This is a genomic window from Bradyrhizobium sp. 154 (assembly GCF_023073875.1).
Lineage (GTDB): Bacteria > Pseudomonadota > Alphaproteobacteria > Rhizobiales > Xanthobacteraceae > Bradyrhizobium.
Genome location: NZ_JADPKG010000101.1, coordinates 230,268 through 245,370 on the forward strand (window position 1 = coordinate 230,268; position 15,103 = coordinate 245,370).

Genomic DNA, 15,103 nt, shown 5'->3' on the forward strand with positions numbered 1-15,103 from the left:
CCAATGAACCCGACATGAAAATGACGGCCTAGCTTCGACGTAAATCATGACAAATCAGCAAGAATCTGCGTTGCCAGAATCCCGGCGCCTCGCCTGCTCCCGCTGCGGCGCCGAGTTTGGCTGCGACCTCTCGGGCAGCTGCTGGTGCGCGGAGGAGACGGCAAGACTGCCAATGCCAGTCGAGGGCGAGGATTGTTTGTGCCGGGCATGTTTGCGGCAGGCGGCGGCGAGTGCTGCTCGTTAGGCACGAGAGCCGACCACGTTTTCCGTGTCGTGAGCCGGGAGGACCCATTACCCCGGCGAGCACGCCACGAAAATTCCCCGTTCGGTACCGTACCGCAAACGATCGATAGATCACGCGAGATGGGCCCTGGCGTCGCCAGGACGACGATGGAGGGAGCCTACCCTACACCGCGAATCCCGGCGACCTGCGCGCCATGCCGTCGAACGCGTCGAGCAATTTTTCCCGCCACGCATAAACCGGATCATCGGCTTCCAGAAGCTTGAACGGGCTCACCACCCGCGCCCATTGAAAACCGCCGAACACGATATAGTCGGCGTAGTTGGGAGCGGCGCCGCCCAGATAGGGCTGCTTCTTCAATGTCTGCCGCATCACCTCCAGCGACTTGCGGAACGCGATCACGCCGGTGTCGCGGCTGGCCATGACCTGTTCCAGCGACTTGCCGCCGAAGCGTGCCTCGCGCGACTGGCGGAAATAGGCGGCGTCGACCTCGGCGAGGTTCTTCGGGATGTCGGCGACGATCAACGGAAAGATGCCGCCGACGATGGCGATGTCGCCGAAGGTATTGATCATGCGCGCCATCGCGCGACCGCCCTCGCCGCCGAACAACGATGCACGATCCGGAAAACTGTCTTCGAGATAATTCGCGATGGTCCACGAATCGACCACGGGCTTGCCGTGATGCAGCAGCACCGGGACTTTCTCGGAGCCATGCGGCGCAAGCGCGCTCTTCTCGGTGAAGCGCCAGGGCAGCGATTCCGCCGTCAGCTCCTTATGCGCGAGCGCCATCCGCGTGCGCCAGCAATACGGGCTGAACGGGCGCGCTGCGTCGGTGCCGACGAGTTCGTAGAGTTTGAGTGACATGAGAGGCCTCCGCTTGCTCCGTCATGGCGAGCCAACGGTGCCGCGCGAAGCGCGACCCGATGACAGGCTCCGCGAAGCAATCCAGGCTGCGCGGCAGAGACATTCTGAATTGCTTCGCTTACGCTCGCAATGGCGATGTCGAGACGGAAGTGCGCATCACCGCCGGTTCGTCCGCAGCAGCTTCTCGCCGCCTTCCGTCACTGCGATGATCAGCCCGATTCCCGGCACCATCTTCCGCGCGACATAGCCGCGCTCAGTGGCGTCTTCCCAGATGGTAAGGCGCGGGCACGAGGTCTTCCAGGTCGCGATCACCTCGGCATAGGCGCGCGGCTCGCGTGCGACCCATTCGACGAAATCCAGCACCAGCGGATCGGCGGTCTCGCTCATCGCAAACCTCCCTTGTCGAAGGCGACCGCGACCTCCGTACGCAGCAGGAGCCAGCCGCCATAGGCGATGTAGTAGCAGGCGATGGTGGTGATCAGCTTGTTCGACCAGGCTACGAATTGCTGGTCGGTCATGGCTTCAAGGATGCGGCGCGCCAGTGTGGTGCCGAGCATCGATGCTGCGATCGCGACGCCGGCGAGGACGGGATCGAGGCTCGCCGCCTGGTCGATGATGCCGCCGAAATAGACCAGCTTGGTGAAATGGCTGACCAGCTGGCACATCGCCTTGGTCGCCACCTTCTCGCGCCGGCCGAAATCGCCGCCGAGGAAGAAGGTGTCGAGCAGCGGGCCGGAGACGCCGGTCATCAGCATCAAGCCCATGCAGATCGAGCCGTAGACCGAGCCCTGCCAGACGCTGTCGGGGTTGGGCTTGATGTTTGACGGCAGCAGCCGCGCCATGAACGGCGTGATACCGAGCAGCAGCAGCGCGACCGGCTTGTCCGGAACGTAGCGCGTGAGCGACCAGGCCGCGAGCGCGATCGCGCAGCCGGCGAGATAGTTCGCGACCGGGCGCCAGCGGATATGCGCGCGCCACAAAAACGCACGCCAGCCGTTCGAGGCCATCTGCGTGATCGCATGCAGCACCATGGCCGCCGGCAGCGGCATCAATGCCAGCAACACGCCGATCAGGATCAGCCCGCCCGCCATGCCGAACAGCCCGGACAGGAACGCGGTGGCGACCATCAGCATGCCAAGGGCAGCGATCACGATGGGCGCCACGAAAGGATTCTCCTCAACATAGGTAAGGGACGCAGGCTGCTGGCGCTGCCTCGCCTCGCTTGCGGCGAGAAGCGAAGAGCGCTGCGGCTGCCCGAAATCAACTTAGAATTACACTCGTTCTTGTGCCTCGCTTGCCCCCCACGTGCAAACTGAGTTATCTTGGCCTGGCATCAGCTTTCCTGAGGGTCGGGCATTTGCGGCGGCTGCTGTTTCTCAACGGCATCAAGGCATTCGAGGCGGCGGCGCGGACCGGCAGCTTTGCCGCGGCCGGGCTCGAGCTGAACGTGTCGGCCGCTGCCGTCAGCCGCATGGTGCATCTGCTGGAGGAGCGCCTCGGCCTCGCGCTGTTCGAGCGCAAGGCCAACAAGCTCGTGCTGACGCAGGCCGGCCGCGCCTATCAAAGCGGGCTGACGCCGATCTTCGATGCGCTGGCGCGCCTCACCGCGCAGGTGACGGCGCCCTCCAGCGTGCGCGTGCTCACCATCGGCGTCGGCCACACCTTTGCGATGCGCTGGCTGATCCCGCGCCTGTCGGAGTTTCGCAGCGAGGAGCCCGACATCGAGGTGCGCTTCACCACCGGCGGCGCCTCGGTGCCGTTCGGCGAGGACTGGAGCTGCGGCATCAAGCTCGGCACCGGCGACTGGCCCGGCCTCGTCGCCGAGCCGCTGTTCGCGGGCGACCTCACGCCGGTCTGCGTGCCGCGCCTTGCGAGCGGCCTGAAGCGGCCGGCGGATCTCAGGGGACCGAGCCTGATCCGCGTCGCGCATTCGCCGGAGGACTGGCCGCTCTGGCTCAAGGCCGCGAACCTGGCGCGCATCAACGCGCGCGGGCCCGAGTTCCAGTTCTACGGTCAGGCGCTGCAGGCCGCCGCGGACGGACTCGGCGTTGCCATGGGCATTCGACCCTATATTGACGACGATCTCGCCGCCGGACGGCTGGTGGCGCCGTTCGATCTCTCGGTGCCCAAAGGCATGCGCTGGTACCTGCTCTATCGCAGCTTCCAGACCGAGCAACGCGACTTCGCCGCGTTTCGCCGCTGGATCATGCGCGCGGCGTCGGAACCGGCGCGTCCGGCGCGGCGACTCGGTCGTGCTGCGGCGCGGAACTGACGCGCTCGGCAAAAAAGCCTCGCGGCTTGTGAACGGCTTCACATCCCGGGATTCGCAAATGTGGTCCCCTGACCCTCTGACAAAAAAACGTGGGACCGACAAGAATGACGACCCTCTACGACGGCTTTGACATCGAATCCTTCGAAGCTGGAAAAGGACTGTGGCACGCCCGCATCCGGCGCTCCGATTTCAGCCCGCTTGCAATCGACGGCGTGCTGTTTCCCGCCATGGAAGTCGGCCTCGCCTGGCCCGACCGCGACGCCGCGATTGCCGATGCCAAGCAACACATCGATCGCTTCCGCCGCCGGGCCGACAGCGACGACGAATAGCGTCCGCGGGCGGACCAGCGGCGGGGCGCCGCAAGGGGGAACCGGTCATGTCTATCACCGAAATCGGCTCAGTGCGGCCGCGGATCTATGCGCGCGCCGTGCTGTCCAACTACCCGGAATGCGACGGCGATCTCATGGTGCTCCGTGTGATCGGCGGTCGCGCTGGATGCGAGTACTGGACCATGCGCTGCACCGATTGCGGCGGCATCCATCTAGACATCCTTGAGCCGAATATCGCGGCTGAGGATGACGAGGGGCCGCTGCCGGCGGGGTGACGCCAAGCCTGCTGCCAACCTGCTGTCAGCAGGCTGCATAGCGGCGGGCATTCGCTCTTTCCTGAGAGGCGGACTCGTCCCATATTCGCCCTATGGCGAAGAAACCTGCATCCTCCGAAAAATCTGGCAAATCCCCGAAGACCAAGGCTCCGAACTCGAAGGCGCATCGCCCCGATGTGCAGCCGATCGGGCCGGCGCTGGCCGAACTGCTCAATCCTGCGATCAATCGCGGCGATGCGGGCCTGGGATCGGGCACCGGGCTCCAGCCGCCGCCGGACAATTCGCGCGATCGCCGTGCCGGGGGCGAGGCCGCCGCGCATCGCGCGCGCGCCTCGACGCCGAAGGAGTTTCCGCAGGATACGGCCAAGAACATTACAAAGCCGATGCCGCTGCGTACCAATCCGCAGCCGGCTGGAGCGCGCGCACCCACCGAAGGCTTCGACGAGGCGCCGCAGGCCAATTACGGAACCTCGGCCACGATCCCGACACTCGATCCGGAACTGGCGCGGCAGCTCGGGCTGCCAACAGAAGAAGACGATGCCGAGGCGCTGGCGCGGCCGCCGCGCTCAAAAATGGAGGCGCTGGGCGTCAAGGCCACCGCGGATGCGTTGGAATCGCTGATCCGCGAGGGCCGCCCGGAATTCCGCAAGGACGACGGCTCGATGCGGATTTGGACGCCGCACCGGCCACCGCGCCCGGAAAAGTCCGAGGGCGGCGTGCGCTTCGAGATCAAGTCGGCCTATGAGCCCAAGGGCGACCAGCCGACTGCGATCGCCGAGCTGGTCGAGGGCATCAATCGCAACGACCGTTCGCAGGTGCTGCTGGGCGTCACCGGCTCGGGCAAGACCTACACCATGGCCAAAGTGATCGAGGCGACGCAGCGCCCCGCCCTGATCCTGGCCCCGAACAAGACCCTCGCCGCCCAGCTCTATGGCGAGTTCAAGAATTTCTTCCCTGACAACGCGGTCGAGTACTTCGTCAGCTACTACGACTATTACCAGCCGGAAGCCTACGTCCCACGCACCGACACCTATATCGAGAAGGATTCCTCGATCAACGAGCAGATCGACCGCATGCGCCACTCAGCGACGCGCGCGCTGCTCGAACGCGACGACGTCATCATCGTCGCCTCGGTGTCCTGCATCTACGGTATCGGGTCGGTCGAGACCTACACCGCGATGACCTTCGCGCTGAAGAAGGGCGAGCGCATCGACCAGCGCCAGCTCATCGCCGATCTCGTCGCGCTCCAGTACAAGCGCACCCAGGCCGATTTCACCCGCGGCACCTTCCGTGTCCGCGGCGACGTCATCGACATCTTCCCCGCGCACTATGAGGACCGCGCCTGGCGCGTGAACCTGTTCGGCGACACCATCGAGAGCATCGAGGAGTTCGATCCGCTCACCGGCCACAAGCAGGACGAGCTCGAGTTCATCAAGATGTATGCCAACTCGCACTATGTGACGCCGCGGCCGACGCTGGTGCAGGCGATCAAGTCGATCAAATCAGAATTGAAGCAACGGCTCGACCAGCTCCACGATCAGGGCCGCCTGCTCGAAGCGCAGCGGCTGGAGCAGCGCACCACCTTCGACCTCGAGATGATGGAGGCGACCGGAAGCTGCGCCGGCATCGAGAACTATTCGCGCTATCTCACTGGGCGCCGCCCCGGCGAGCCGCCGCCGACGCTGTTCGAATACGTGCCCGACAACGCGCTGATCTTCGCCGACGAGAGCCACGTCACCATCCCGCAGATCGGCGCCATGTTCCGCGGCGACTTCCGTCGCAAGGCGACGCTGGCCGAATACGGCTTCCGCCTGCCCTCCTGCATGGACAACCGCCCCTTGCGCTTCGAGGAGTGGGACATGATGCGGCCGCAGACCATCGCGGTGTCGGCGACGCCGGGCGGCTGGGAGCTGAACGAGAGCGGCGGCGTGTTCGTCGAGCAGGTGATCCGCCCCACAGGTCTGATCGATCCTCCCGTCGACATCCGCCCCGCCCGCACGCAAGTGGACGATCTCGTCGGCGAGGTCCGCGCCACCGCGCAGGCCGGCTATCGCTCGCTGATCACCGTGCTGACCAAGCGCATGGCGGAGGACCTCACCGAATATCTGCACGAGCAGGGCATCCGAGTCCGCTACATGCATTCCGACATCGACACCATCGAGCGCATCGAGATCATCCGGGATCTCCGCCTCGGTGCGTTCGACGCGCTGGTCGGCATCAACCTCTTGCGCGAAGGCCTCGACATCCCCGAATGCGCGCTGGTCGCGATTCTCGACGCCGACAAGGAAGGTTTTCTGCGCAGCGAGACCTCGCTGATCCAGACCATCGGCCGCGCCGCGCGCAATGTCGACGGCAAGGTGATCCTCTACGCCGACCAGATGACCGGTTCGATGGAGCGTGCCATCGCCGAGACCAACCGCCGCCGCGAAAAACAGGTCGAGTACAATACTGCCAACGGCATCACGCCGGAGAGCGTGAAGAAGCAGATCGGCGACATCCTCAACTCCGTCTACGAGCGCGACCACGTGCTGGTCGAGGTTGGCGGCCACGACATGACCGATGACGTCATCTCGATCGGCCACAACTTCGAAGCCGTGCTTGCCGATCTCGAAACAAGGATGCGCGAGGCCGCCGCCGATTTGAACTTCGAGGAAGCCGCGCGTCTGCGCGACGAAGTCAAGCGCCTGCGCGCCACCGAGCTCGCCGTGGTCGACGACCCTACCGCGAAGCAGCGCACCGTGCAGGGCAAGGCCGGCGCTTATGCGGGCACGAAGAAGTACGGCGATGCTGCGAACTTGCCGGTCAGTGCCATGAAGAACAAGAGCGCCGTAACGGCGCTCAAGGCCGGCAGCGGCAAAGGCTCCCGCGTGCACAAGCCGCATCTCGACGAGATGCACGGCCCGGAATCGCTGCCCTATCGCGAAAGCCCGAGCCTGCCGTCAAAGCCGTTCGGCAGCACCAGCCGGATCATCCAGCCAACCGACTCGCGGCAGTCGGGACCGGAGTTCGGGCCGGCGCCGAAATCGACAGGCGGGATGCCGGGGCGACGGGGCGGGTGGAAGAAGAGGTAGGCGGCGCATCCGCGCCGCTGATCGCAGTGGATTCCGGGCTCGCCGGTTTGCGGGCCCCGGAATGACGAGAGGGATAGCCCGCTCCTCACCCGACGCTCGCCGTCACCACCGCCATTACCGACAGCAGCAGCACGATGGTCACGAGCTGGAGCGAGGCGACCGGCTGGGTGCGCCATGCCGTGATCTTGCCGGCGAGCGTCAGATGGGCCTCGAAGAATTTTGGCTCGTAGACGGTCTTGAAAAAGGCCGGGAAGCTCGGGCCGAAGGTCACCGCGAGCAGCGCGTGGGCGAGCGAGGCGACAGCGACGAAGATGGCGACGCCGGGGTCGCCGACGAGGTCGTGGTCGCCGACGAGTTTGAGCAGGAAAGCGGCGGCGGCGAAGGTCGGGAAGCTCTGCAGCGTCGCGGTCAGCGCGAGCCCTTCGACCGCGTTGTGCAGGCGGGACTTTCTGACGGTGGCGATGGCGGCCATGACACGTCTCCCTGATGACATGGGATGACGTTAGGCGCGATGGTGGAGAGGTGATGTGAGACGGGTCACGCGGCCCTTCCCCGCTGTTGTCCGCTGAAGGGGGCGTCCGCGATCCGAGGAATCTAACCGGCAAGCACCGGGAAATTGCGGGACTCTATTGCAAATCTCACAAATCGCATTCAATGGTGCATTGCGAAAACGTGAATTGCGTTTTGGCCGAAATCCCGTAGTTATTTGTACACGAACGAGCTGAGCCCCGGCACCTTACTGTGCATGGGTTGTTTTCCGTTTTTTTTGCAGCCAGCTTCAGGACAGCCCAAATGACAGAGCACAGCCTCTGGCGTTTCTCGCGCGCGTTGCATGGCGCGATCAACGACCGGCAGTTCAGGGATATCGAGGCCCTGATCGACGAGGACGTCGAGTGGGCCCTGTACGGCCCGATCGACATGTTTCCGTTCCTTGGCGCGCGCCAGGGCAAGGACGCCGTGCTCGACGTCATCCGCCAGCTCGCCGACAATTTCCACGTTCGCCGCTTCGACCGCGAGAGCATCATGCTCGGCGTTGATTCAGCCGCCTCGATGCTGCGCTATTCGCTGACGGCGCTCGATTCCAACAAGCAGTTCGCCCAGTTCAGGGCGGGAAAGCTCACCAGCATGCGGGTACTGATCGATACGTTCGACCTGGTCGAGCAGGCACTCGGCCGCGCCATTCATCTGCCGAAGATGAGCCGCGCCGGCTGAGGGGGACGCCAACGGGTCCCGCTGTTCGGGACCGATGACGACGCTCACATGACGCCCTGGCTTCCAGCCCCGCCGGATGCGGTCGTGTCACAGCTCGTCGTCGGGCGCGCGCCTTTCGCGCGGCCCGTTGGTTCGTTATGCGAGGCGAGCCGCCACAATTTCGTGACGATGGATCAGCATCTGTCGCGCGGAATGGCGCACGGCCGAAGGCCGATATATATTGTTGGAAAGCGTGCGCTGGGGTTCGCGGGCAGGACGATGGAATTCTCGACAGGGTTTGGCCGGACCAGGCTGCCGTTGCTGGCGGCCGCATTCATTCTGGGCTCCGTGCTGACGGTCTCGGCACAGATCATTCCATCCGCGACGATCGCGCCTGACGATGAGGCCGAGACCGAGGCGGCGCAGGCCCCCGACGTCAATGACCCCGACGTGCTCAAAGGCATCGACGTCGACAAGCTCGACTGGAGCCAGCTCGCGGTCGATGCCGGCACCGGCATTGACCCCATGGCCGCCAAGAAGCGCGCCCAGACCGCGGCCAAGGACGGCCTGGCCTGGTCGTCGAATCCAAATGCAAACGGCTCCTCGGCGGTGACGGTGAAGCAATCGGTGTTCTCGTTCTGGGACACGCGGATCGGCGCCGACATGACGGTGACGAGCGAGCCGCGGACGATGTCCGAGTTGCTGGCGCAGAAGGCCGCCAATGGCGGCAGCCTACCGCAATCCTCCGGCAGCGCCTGGGCGGCGGCGACAGCGCCGGGCGCGGGCTCGATCTGGGACAAGACCGCGGTGGAAGCCCGGGTCGATCCCGGCACCGAACACAGCAAGATCGGCGCCTCGTTGACCAAGTCGGTGCCGCTGTCGGGCGACACCTCGCTGACGCTCCAGAACGGCTACAGCGTCAACCAGCAGGGCACGACCGCCGTCCCCGGCATCGGCGGCCACGTCATGCGAAATTACGAGACCGATCAGACCGCCAAGATCACCCTCACCGACACCGGCACCAGCATTACCGCCGGCCAGACGCTGTCGACCACCGACGACAAATGGCTGCGCAAGTTCGGTGCCGAGCAAAAGCTGTTCGACAATGTCACCGTCTCAGGCTCGGTCGGCGAGACCTCGCAAGGCGCGATCAACAAGAGCCTGACGGCCGGTTTCAAGAAGAGCTGGTAGGGCGAGCCGCCACTTCCCCTCATCCTGAGGGCGCTCCGAAGGAGCGCGTCTCGAAGGATCGAGGGCTCGCTGCTACAGCGGGGCCTGCATGGTTCGAGACCCGCGCGAAGGGCGCGCTCCTCACCATGAGGGGATGGCTTGCCGTCGCGGTTCCCTATTCACATTCTCCTAACCATACGCCACGGCAAAACCCCCGAATGGTCCGCCCTTGCCGCATCTCGGCCCATTTGCGGTCAAAATCGGACGCCCTAGTCGCCAAAATAGACGTCGTCGTGCGGGGGACACTCGCGCCGCGCTCAACGCGAACAGGGGAATAACGATGAACGCCATGCGTCCGGAAAAGACCGAAACCACCGAGACCGAGACGGTCGACACCAACCTCGCCGCCGTGACCGAGGTCGAGGCCGGCATCCGCGATTTCGTCCGCAACGACATCGCCTATCTGCGCCGTCCGGCATCGACGACCACCGACGCGCCGCCGCTCGACCCGAGCGCCGAAGCCACCGTCAACAACGTCAACTCGCTGATCCAGCGCGTCGCCGGCACCTCGCTGGCCGAGATCGAGAACTTGATCTCCGAGCTCGAGAGCCTGCGCGACCTGCTCCATGCCGAAGGCCAGCGCGTCCAGCGCGAGATCTCCGGCTACGCCCAGCTCAGCCAGGCCGCGATGAAGTCGACCCGCATGATCGCCGACAACGTCGCGCAGTGGAAGCGCGCCGCCGACGGCCTGCGCAACAGCTGACCGCGAAGCACCGCATCATCGGCCGCCGCGTTCCCGGAAGGGGAGCGCGGCGGTTTTGATTCATGGGGCATGTGATAGGTGCGCACACGCGCCGACATGATAGGTGTCGTCGCCCGCGCAGGCGGGCGATCCAGTACTCCGAGACAGTGCCAGGATACGGAGGGGCTGCGGCGTACTGGATGCCTTCGCGGGGCACGACAGCGGAGGATGTGGCAGCACGGGCGTGACAGCGTAGGGTGTTTGAACCCTCCATCCTTCCCCAGCGACCAATGCCAAGCGTCGATGGCCGTCTTACGGCCTGGCGGGGGGACATGTCATGGAAAGCATTCGGCCCGATAACACGGACCCTATATCGCTGCGGCCGGCACCGAATCAGCTCGGCACGATCATGCTGCGCTTTGTCGGATTGCTGGTGGTTGCGGTCGCGGTGCTGGCGTTCGTCTACAGCCGCTGACGCGCGGCGGCCCCGACAAGTAACGAACTCTTACCGAGCGGCTTCCACGGTCGAGGCTTCCAGGGTGTAGGCGCCATCGGCATAGCCCTTCACCACCATGCCGGCAACCAGCATCACGGCCAGCGTCGCGGTCGCGAAGATGAATCCGACAAACTTGAGTGCGCCGCGATCTGCCATGGTCCTCGTCCCCTGTCCTCTGCCCATTCGTTTCAAATAGACAGCGACAGGTTCATAATTAGTTAGCACCTCACTGGTTCCGCCAAACTGCTTCGCGGTAACCATATCGCGCAGGCTTATGACAGCCACGCCGAATCGCGTCCATAGCGCGCGGGCAACACTCGCGCACTCAATTGGACCGTTCATCCTGGAACAGATCTAACCACCGTTCGTGCGCATCGGCACAAAGGCTGAGGCGGTGATGGAATAGACCTCCTCGCCGCGCTGGTTAGTGCCGGTGGTGCGAGCCGTCAGAATGCCCCAGCCGGGACGCGAGGCGGAGGTGCGCTTGTCGATGACGACGTTGACGTAGGCGACCGTGTCGCCGGCAAGCACCGGCCTGATCCAGCGCAGATCGCGAAAGCCCGGCGACGGACCCCACACCGCAACTTCCTCCTCGCGCGAGGCGGCTTCCCGCGCCAAGCGCTGGCCGTCGGCGACAAGCAGGCTCATGCAGGCCGAGCCGACATGCCAACCGGAGGCGGCGAGCCCGCCGAACAGCGAGTTCTTGCCTTCCTCCTCGTCGAGGTGGAAGCGCTGCGGGTCGAACTTGGCGGCGAAGCTCTTGATGGACTCCGCTGTGAACGTATAGGTGCCGATCTCGCGGCGCTGGCCGATCTCGATATCCTCGAAGAACCGCATCAGGCCGTCCCCTCGCGCCGCTTGATCAGGATCGGCGAGGTCATCTCGGCGAGCGCCTGCCCCGCAGCGTTGCGCACGGTGCATTTGAACTTGACGATGCCGAGCTCCGGGCGACTTTTCGAAGTGCGCGCCTCCACGACGTCGACGTCGAGCATGAGGTCGTCGCCGGGCCGGAGCGGAGACAACCAGCGCACCTCGTCGACGCCGGGCGAGCCGAGCGAAGCCGCGCGCGTAATAAAACCATCGGCCATCATCCGCATCATCAGCGAACAGAGGTGCCACCCCGAACCGGACAGGCCGCGCAGCATGCTTCTAGCCGCCGCCTCCTCATCGAGGTGCATCGGCTGCGGGTCGAACTCGGCAGCAAAGGCCAAAATCTCGTCGCGAGTGACATGGCGCGGGCCGAACGTTCCGAACCGCCCGGGCGGGAAATCTTCGAAGGTCAGGGTCATCTTGGGATTGGTTCGCGGAAATGACAGATTGTGGCCGCACTTTGTGGCAATCTCAACCCGCGGGCCCGCATGGCTCGTGCTACATTCGATGCAGCGGGGTTGGTCTTGAGTCGGATCAGCCGAAAGTCAGGATCATTTAGCAAAGCCGGATCTGGCAAAAGCCGCTTTGCCCTGGGGAGAACGATGTTTTCATTCAGCGACCTGTTTCAGTGGGACCGCTTCATCACACCGACGATCATCAAGACCTTCTACTGGCTGGTAATCGCGCTGATCTGCCTGTTCGGCCTCTCCGGCGTCTTCTCCGGCTTGGCTGCGATGGCGATCAGTCCGTTCGGCGGCTTCCTGGTGCTGCTGTCGTCGATCGCGAGCGTCGTCGTCGGCGTGGTGTTCTCGCGCATCCTCGCCGAGCTGATCCTGATCGTCTTCCGCATCAACGAGCATCTCGGCGCGATCAGGGACCAGGGCGGCGGGGTGCGGTGAGCCTTGTCATTCCGGGCTCGCGCAAGACGCGCGCCCGGAATGATCGCTTCAAATTACGTATTAAACCTGAAATGCATCACGTCGCCGTCGGCGACGACGTATTCCTTGCCTTCGAGCCGAAGCTTGCCGGCATCGCGCGCGCCGGCTTCGCCGCCGAGGACGACGTAATCCTCATACGCGATGGTTTCGGCGCGAATGAAACCCTTTTCGAAATCGGTGTGGATCACGCCGGCCGCCGCCGGCGCCTTGGTGCCGCGATGGATGGTCCAGGCGCGCGCTTCCTTCGGCCCCACGGTGAAATAGGTGATGAGGTCGAGAAGCCGGTAGCCGGCGCGGATCAGACGGTCGAGACCGGCTTCTTCGAGACCCAATGTCTCCAGGAAGTCGGCGCGTTCGTCCCGCGAGATGGTCGCGATCTCCGACTCGATCTTGGCGGAAATGACGACGGCGACGGCGCCCTCCTTGGCGGCCTGCTCCTCGACTGCCTTGGAGAACGAATTGCCCGTTGCGGCCGAGCCTTCCTCGACGTTGCAAACGTAGAGCACAGGCTTTGATGAGAGCAGCCCCAGCATGGAGAAGGCGCGCTCCTCCTCGGCCTTGCGCTCGACGAGGCGGGCGGGCTTGCCGTCGCGCAGCAGCACCAGGGTGCGGTTGACGAGGTCGAGCTGCTCCTTGGCGTCCTTGTCGTTGCCCTTGGCTTTCTTCGAGAGGTTGTCGACACGCTTCTCAAGGCTGTCGAGGTCGGCGAGCATCAGCTCGGTCTCGATGGTCTCGATGTCGGCGAGCGGGGCGATCTTGCCCTCGACGTGGGTGATGTCGGAATCCTCAAAGCAGCGCACCACATGCGCGATGGCGTCGACCTCGCGGATGTTGGCGAGGAACTGGTTGCCAAGGCCCTCGCCCTTGGACGCGCCGCGCACGAGGCCCGCGATGTCGACGAAGGTCAGCCGGGTCGGAATGATCTGACCCGATTTGGCGATGGCGGCGAGCTTCTCAAGCCGCGGATCGGGCACGGCAACCTCGCCGACATTCGGCTCGATGGTGCAGAACGGATAGTTCGCAGCCTGCGCCGCGGCCGTCTCGGTCAGCGCATTGAACAAGGTCGACTTGCCGACATTCGGCAATCCGACGATCCCGCATTTGAATCCCACGAGCGTTATTCCTTGCCGTTGTCGTCCTTGATCAAAAATCCCTTTGCCTGCATAGCAAGGTGCACCCTGTTGGCGAAGGTCGCGTCGGTGCCCTTGGCAAGCAGCGGGGCGTGCTCGGCGACCGCTTCGCAGAGCGTCGCCACCCATTCGTTGTCGCTCTTGGCGAAGTCCGACAGCACGTGGCCGTGCACCAGCTCCTTGACGCCGGGATGTCCGATGCCGAGCCGCACCCTGCGATAGTCGTTGCCGATATGGGCCGAGATCGAACGCAGGCCGTTGTGCCCGGCAATGCCGCCCCCGATCTTCACCCGCACCTTGCCCGGCGGCAGTTCGAGCTCGTCATGGAACACGCTGACGTCGCCCAGCGCGATCTTGAAGAAGCCGGCCGCCTCCTGCACGCTGCGACCGGAATCGTTCATGTAGGTCGTGGGCTTGAGCAGGATCACGCGCTCTGGTCCGAGCATGCCTTCCGAGGTCTCGCCCTGAAAGCGGCGGCGCCATGGCGCAAAGCCATGACGCCGCGCGATCTCGTCCACGGCCATGAAGCCGATATTGTGCCGGTTACGTGCGTATTTCGCGCCGGGATTGCCGAGCCCAACAAAGAGTCGCATGACGCGGCGCGCCCCTCGCTCGGCGCGCGATCCTGGGGACCGCGCGCCAGCTTTGAGAGATTACTTCTTCTTGTCGCCGCCGGCCGGAGCCTTGGCAGCCGCTGCCGGAGCAGCAGCACCCGCAGCCGGCGCAGCCGCCGCCGGAGCAGCAGCACCCGCGACCGGAGCCGCACCACCCGCCGCAGCCGCAGCTGCCGCCTTCTGCTCTTCGGCGTAGCCCGACGGCGGCACGATGGTGACGAGGGTCGCGTCCTCGCGGGTCAGCGCCTTCACGCCGGCCGGCAGCTTGACGTCGGACAGATGCAGCGAGTGACCGATTTCAAGCGAACCGACGTCAGCCTCGATGTATTGCGGGATGCTCTCGACACCGCATTCCAGCTCGATCGCATGCGCGACGATGTTGACGGTGCCGCCGCGCTTCACGCCGGGCGAGCCTTCCGCCTTCACCACGTGCAGCGGAACGCTGATGCGGATGGTGGCGCCTTCGCCCAGCCGCATGAAATCGACATGGATCGGGAAGTCCTTGACCGGGTCGAGGTGATAGTCGCGCGGAATCACGCGGTGCTTCTTGCCCTCGAGGTCGATGTCGACGAGCGTGGTCAGGAACCGGCCCGCGAGGATGCGCTGACGCAATTCGCGATCTTCAATCGAGATCGTCACCGGGGGCTGGTTGTTGCCGTAGATCACTCCGGGCACTCTGCCGGCGCGACGCTCAGCCCGGGCGGCCCCCTTGCCGCTCTTCGGACGTGCGGTCGCCTTCAATTCCTTGACGGTCGTCGCCATGTCGTTAAGTCCTTGTTTTTGCAAAAGTTAATGGGCCGCAGCGCGGCCCATGGCAGCATCCGCAGCAAGCCTCCAGGGGTGCGGGGGCTGCAGACGTGGCGGGCTTTTACCCGGAAGATGCGGAAATGACAAGGAGAA

At 64.8% G+C, this 15,103-nt stretch carries 20 protein-coding genes; 10 read left to right on the forward strand and 10 right to left on the reverse strand.

All coding sequences use genetic code 11. The annotated features are described in order from the left end of the window. Positions 1-46 precede the first annotated feature (46 nt). Entirely contained in the window at positions 47-244 is a 198-nt protein-coding gene (locus tag IVA92_RS23785; protein WP_247277521.1) for a cysteine-rich CWC family protein, read from the forward strand. Positions 245-406: 162 nt separating this feature from the next. Here IVA92_RS23785 and IVA92_RS23790 read toward each other — a convergent pair whose 3' ends face one another. From IVA92_RS23790 to IVA92_RS23800, 3 genes are all read right to left on the reverse strand, one after another. Then, positions 407-1,105 (reverse strand): glutathione S-transferase family protein, encoded by a 699-nt coding sequence (locus IVA92_RS23790; RefSeq protein ID WP_247277522.1) that lies wholly within the window; start codon positions 1,103-1,105, stop codon positions 407-409. A 156-nt stretch (positions 1,106-1,261) separates the two neighbouring features. Further along, complete coding sequence (locus IVA92_RS23795) at positions 1,262-1,492, reverse strand: hypothetical protein (protein ID WP_247277523.1); 231 nt, start codon at positions 1,490-1,492, stop codon at positions 1,262-1,264. Next, a complete protein-coding gene (locus IVA92_RS23800; RefSeq protein ID WP_247277524.1) occupies positions 1,489-2,268 on the reverse strand; it encodes a sulfite exporter TauE/SafE family protein in 780 nt (259 codons plus the stop codon). The genes IVA92_RS23795 and IVA92_RS23800 overlap by 4 nt, the downstream gene beginning before the upstream one ends. 194 nt (positions 2,269-2,462) lie before the next feature. Between IVA92_RS23800 and IVA92_RS23805 the strand changes: the two genes are divergently transcribed. The 4 genes from IVA92_RS23805 (at position 2,463) to uvrB (ending at position 7,052) form a co-directional block, all read left to right on the forward strand. After that, entirely contained in the window at positions 2,463-3,377 is a 915-nt protein-coding gene (locus IVA92_RS23805; protein WP_247277525.1) for a LysR substrate-binding domain-containing protein, read from the forward strand. A 104-nt stretch (positions 3,378-3,481) separates the two neighbouring features. Then, positions 3,482-3,706 carry a hypothetical protein gene (locus IVA92_RS23810; RefSeq protein ID WP_247277526.1) on the forward strand — a complete coding sequence of 75 codons (225 nt, stop codon included), beginning with the start codon at positions 3,482-3,484 and terminating at the stop codon, positions 3,704-3,706. A 47-nt stretch (positions 3,707-3,753) separates the two neighbouring features. Beyond that, positions 3,754-3,981 carry a hypothetical protein gene (locus IVA92_RS23815; RefSeq protein ID WP_247277527.1) on the forward strand — a complete coding sequence of 76 codons (228 nt, stop codon included), beginning with the start codon at positions 3,754-3,756 and terminating at the stop codon, positions 3,979-3,981. 92 nt (positions 3,982-4,073) lie between these two features. Beyond that, positions 4,074-7,052 (forward strand): excinuclease ABC subunit UvrB, encoded by a 2,979-nt coding sequence (gene uvrB, locus IVA92_RS23820; protein WP_247277528.1) that lies wholly within the window; start codon positions 4,074-4,076, stop codon positions 7,050-7,052. A gap of 85 nt (positions 7,053-7,137) precedes the next feature. Here uvrB and IVA92_RS23825 read toward each other — a convergent pair whose 3' ends face one another. Continuing rightward, on the reverse strand, positions 7,138-7,524 hold the full coding sequence (locus IVA92_RS23825) for a hypothetical protein (RefSeq protein ID WP_247277529.1): 387 nt from the start codon (positions 7,522-7,524) through the stop codon (positions 7,138-7,140). A 320-nt stretch (positions 7,525-7,844) separates the two neighbouring features. Between IVA92_RS23825 and IVA92_RS23830 the strand changes: the two genes are divergently transcribed. From IVA92_RS23830 to IVA92_RS23845, 4 genes are all read left to right on the forward strand, one after another. After that, complete coding sequence (locus IVA92_RS23830; protein ID WP_247277530.1) at positions 7,845-8,264, forward strand: nuclear transport factor 2 family protein; 420 nt, start codon at positions 7,845-7,847, stop codon at positions 8,262-8,264. Between the two features lie 258 nt (positions 8,265-8,522). Then, positions 8,523-9,434, forward strand: a complete 912-nt coding sequence (locus IVA92_RS23835) for a hypothetical protein (protein ID WP_247277531.1) — start codon at positions 8,523-8,525, stop codon at positions 9,432-9,434. A 319-nt stretch (positions 9,435-9,753) separates the two neighbouring features. Continuing rightward, a complete protein-coding gene (locus IVA92_RS23840; RefSeq protein WP_247277532.1) occupies positions 9,754-10,176 on the forward strand; it encodes a hypothetical protein in 423 nt (140 codons plus the stop codon). A gap of 316 nt (positions 10,177-10,492) precedes the next feature. Further along, the gene (locus tag IVA92_RS23845) at positions 10,493-10,630 is read left to right on the forward strand and encodes a hypothetical protein (RefSeq protein ID WP_247277533.1); all 138 of its coding nucleotides are present in this window, start codon (positions 10,493-10,495) and stop codon (positions 10,628-10,630) included. Between the two features lie 30 nt (positions 10,631-10,660). Here the strand turns inward: IVA92_RS23845 and IVA92_RS23850 are convergent, their stop codons facing one another. From IVA92_RS23850 to IVA92_RS23860, 3 genes are all read right to left on the reverse strand, one after another. After that, positions 10,661-10,807 (reverse strand): hypothetical protein, encoded by a 147-nt coding sequence (locus IVA92_RS23850; RefSeq protein ID WP_027545961.1) that lies wholly within the window; start codon positions 10,805-10,807, stop codon positions 10,661-10,663. A 198-nt stretch (positions 10,808-11,005) separates the two neighbouring features. After that, on the reverse strand, positions 11,006-11,488 hold the full coding sequence (locus IVA92_RS23855; RefSeq protein WP_247277534.1) for a MaoC family dehydratase: 483 nt from the start codon (positions 11,486-11,488) through the stop codon (positions 11,006-11,008). Further along, complete coding sequence (locus IVA92_RS23860) at positions 11,488-11,940, reverse strand: MaoC family dehydratase (protein WP_247277535.1); 453 nt, start codon at positions 11,938-11,940, stop codon at positions 11,488-11,490. The genes IVA92_RS23855 and IVA92_RS23860 overlap by 1 nt, the downstream gene beginning before the upstream one ends. 183 nt (positions 11,941-12,123) lie before the next feature. Here IVA92_RS23860 and IVA92_RS23865 point away from each other — a divergent pair, with 183 nt between their 5' ends. Continuing rightward, complete coding sequence (locus tag IVA92_RS23865) at positions 12,124-12,420, forward strand: DUF4282 domain-containing protein (protein WP_247277536.1); 297 nt, start codon at positions 12,124-12,126, stop codon at positions 12,418-12,420. Positions 12,421-12,473: 53 nt separating this feature from the next. Here the strand turns inward: IVA92_RS23865 and ychF are convergent, their stop codons facing one another. Genes ychF through IVA92_RS23880 form a run of 3 tightly spaced genes read right to left on the reverse strand, consistent with a single transcriptional unit; the run spans position 12,474 to position 14,965 of the window. Then, positions 12,474-13,571: a redox-regulated ATPase YchF gene (gene ychF / locus IVA92_RS23870; RefSeq protein ID WP_247277537.1), complete on the reverse strand. Its 1,098-nt coding sequence runs from the start codon at positions 13,569-13,571 to the stop codon at positions 12,474-12,476. Positions 13,572-13,576: 5 nt separating this feature from the next. Further along, complete coding sequence (pth, locus tag IVA92_RS23875) at positions 13,577-14,182, reverse strand: aminoacyl-tRNA hydrolase (RefSeq protein WP_247277538.1); 606 nt, start codon at positions 14,180-14,182, stop codon at positions 13,577-13,579. 60 nt (positions 14,183-14,242) lie between these two features. Continuing rightward, complete coding sequence (locus IVA92_RS23880) at positions 14,243-14,965, reverse strand: 50S ribosomal protein L25/general stress protein Ctc (protein WP_247277539.1); 723 nt, start codon at positions 14,963-14,965, stop codon at positions 14,243-14,245. Between the last annotated feature and the right edge of the window lie 138 nt (positions 14,966-15,103).

What these genes read in the sequence shown, in the direction of transcription:
- IVA92_RS23785 (WP_247277521.1), top strand. Translation starts at nt 47, where the DNA reads ATGACAAATCAGCAAGAATCTGCGTTGCCAGAATCCCGGCGCCTCGCC.
- IVA92_RS23790 (WP_247277522.1), bottom strand. Translation starts at nt 1,105, where the DNA reads ATGTCACTCAAACTCTACGAACTCGTCGGCACCGACGCAGCGCGCCCG.
- IVA92_RS23795 (WP_247277523.1), bottom strand. Translation starts at nt 1,492, where the DNA reads ATGAGCGAGACCGCCGATCCGCTGGTGCTGGATTTCGTCGAATGGGTC.
- IVA92_RS23810 (WP_247277526.1), top strand. Translation starts at nt 3,482, where the DNA reads ATGACGACCCTCTACGACGGCTTTGACATCGAATCCTTCGAAGCTGGA.
- IVA92_RS23815 (WP_247277527.1), top strand. Translation starts at nt 3,754, where the DNA reads ATGTCTATCACCGAAATCGGCTCAGTGCGGCCGCGGATCTATGCGCGC.
- uvrB (WP_247277528.1), top strand. Translation starts at nt 4,074, where the DNA reads ATGGCGAAGAAACCTGCATCCTCCGAAAAATCTGGCAAATCCCCGAAG.
- IVA92_RS23825 (WP_247277529.1), bottom strand. Translation starts at nt 7,524, where the DNA reads ATGGCCGCCATCGCCACCGTCAGAAAGTCCCGCCTGCACAACGCGGTC.
- IVA92_RS23830 (WP_247277530.1), top strand. Translation starts at nt 7,845, where the DNA reads ATGACAGAGCACAGCCTCTGGCGTTTCTCGCGCGCGTTGCATGGCGCG.
- IVA92_RS23835 (WP_247277531.1), top strand. Translation starts at nt 8,523, where the DNA reads ATGGAATTCTCGACAGGGTTTGGCCGGACCAGGCTGCCGTTGCTGGCG.
- IVA92_RS23840 (WP_247277532.1), top strand. Translation starts at nt 9,754, where the DNA reads ATGAACGCCATGCGTCCGGAAAAGACCGAAACCACCGAGACCGAGACG.
- IVA92_RS23845 (WP_247277533.1), top strand. Translation starts at nt 10,493, where the DNA reads ATGGAAAGCATTCGGCCCGATAACACGGACCCTATATCGCTGCGGCCG.
- IVA92_RS23850 (WP_027545961.1), bottom strand. Translation starts at nt 10,807, where the DNA reads ATGGCAGATCGCGGCGCACTCAAGTTTGTCGGATTCATCTTCGCGACC.
- IVA92_RS23855 (WP_247277534.1), bottom strand. Translation starts at nt 11,488, where the DNA reads ATGCGGTTCTTCGAGGATATCGAGATCGGCCAGCGCCGCGAGATCGGC.
- IVA92_RS23860 (WP_247277535.1), bottom strand. Translation starts at nt 11,940, where the DNA reads ATGACCCTGACCTTCGAAGATTTCCCGCCCGGGCGGTTCGGAACGTTC.
- IVA92_RS23865 (WP_247277536.1), top strand. Translation starts at nt 12,124, where the DNA reads ATGTTTTCATTCAGCGACCTGTTTCAGTGGGACCGCTTCATCACACCG.
- pth (WP_247277538.1), bottom strand. Translation starts at nt 14,182, where the DNA reads ATGCGACTCTTTGTTGGGCTCGGCAATCCCGGCGCGAAATACGCACGT.
- IVA92_RS23880 (WP_247277539.1), bottom strand. Translation starts at nt 14,965, where the DNA reads ATGGCGACGACCGTCAAGGAATTGAAGGCGACCGCACGTCCGAAGAGC.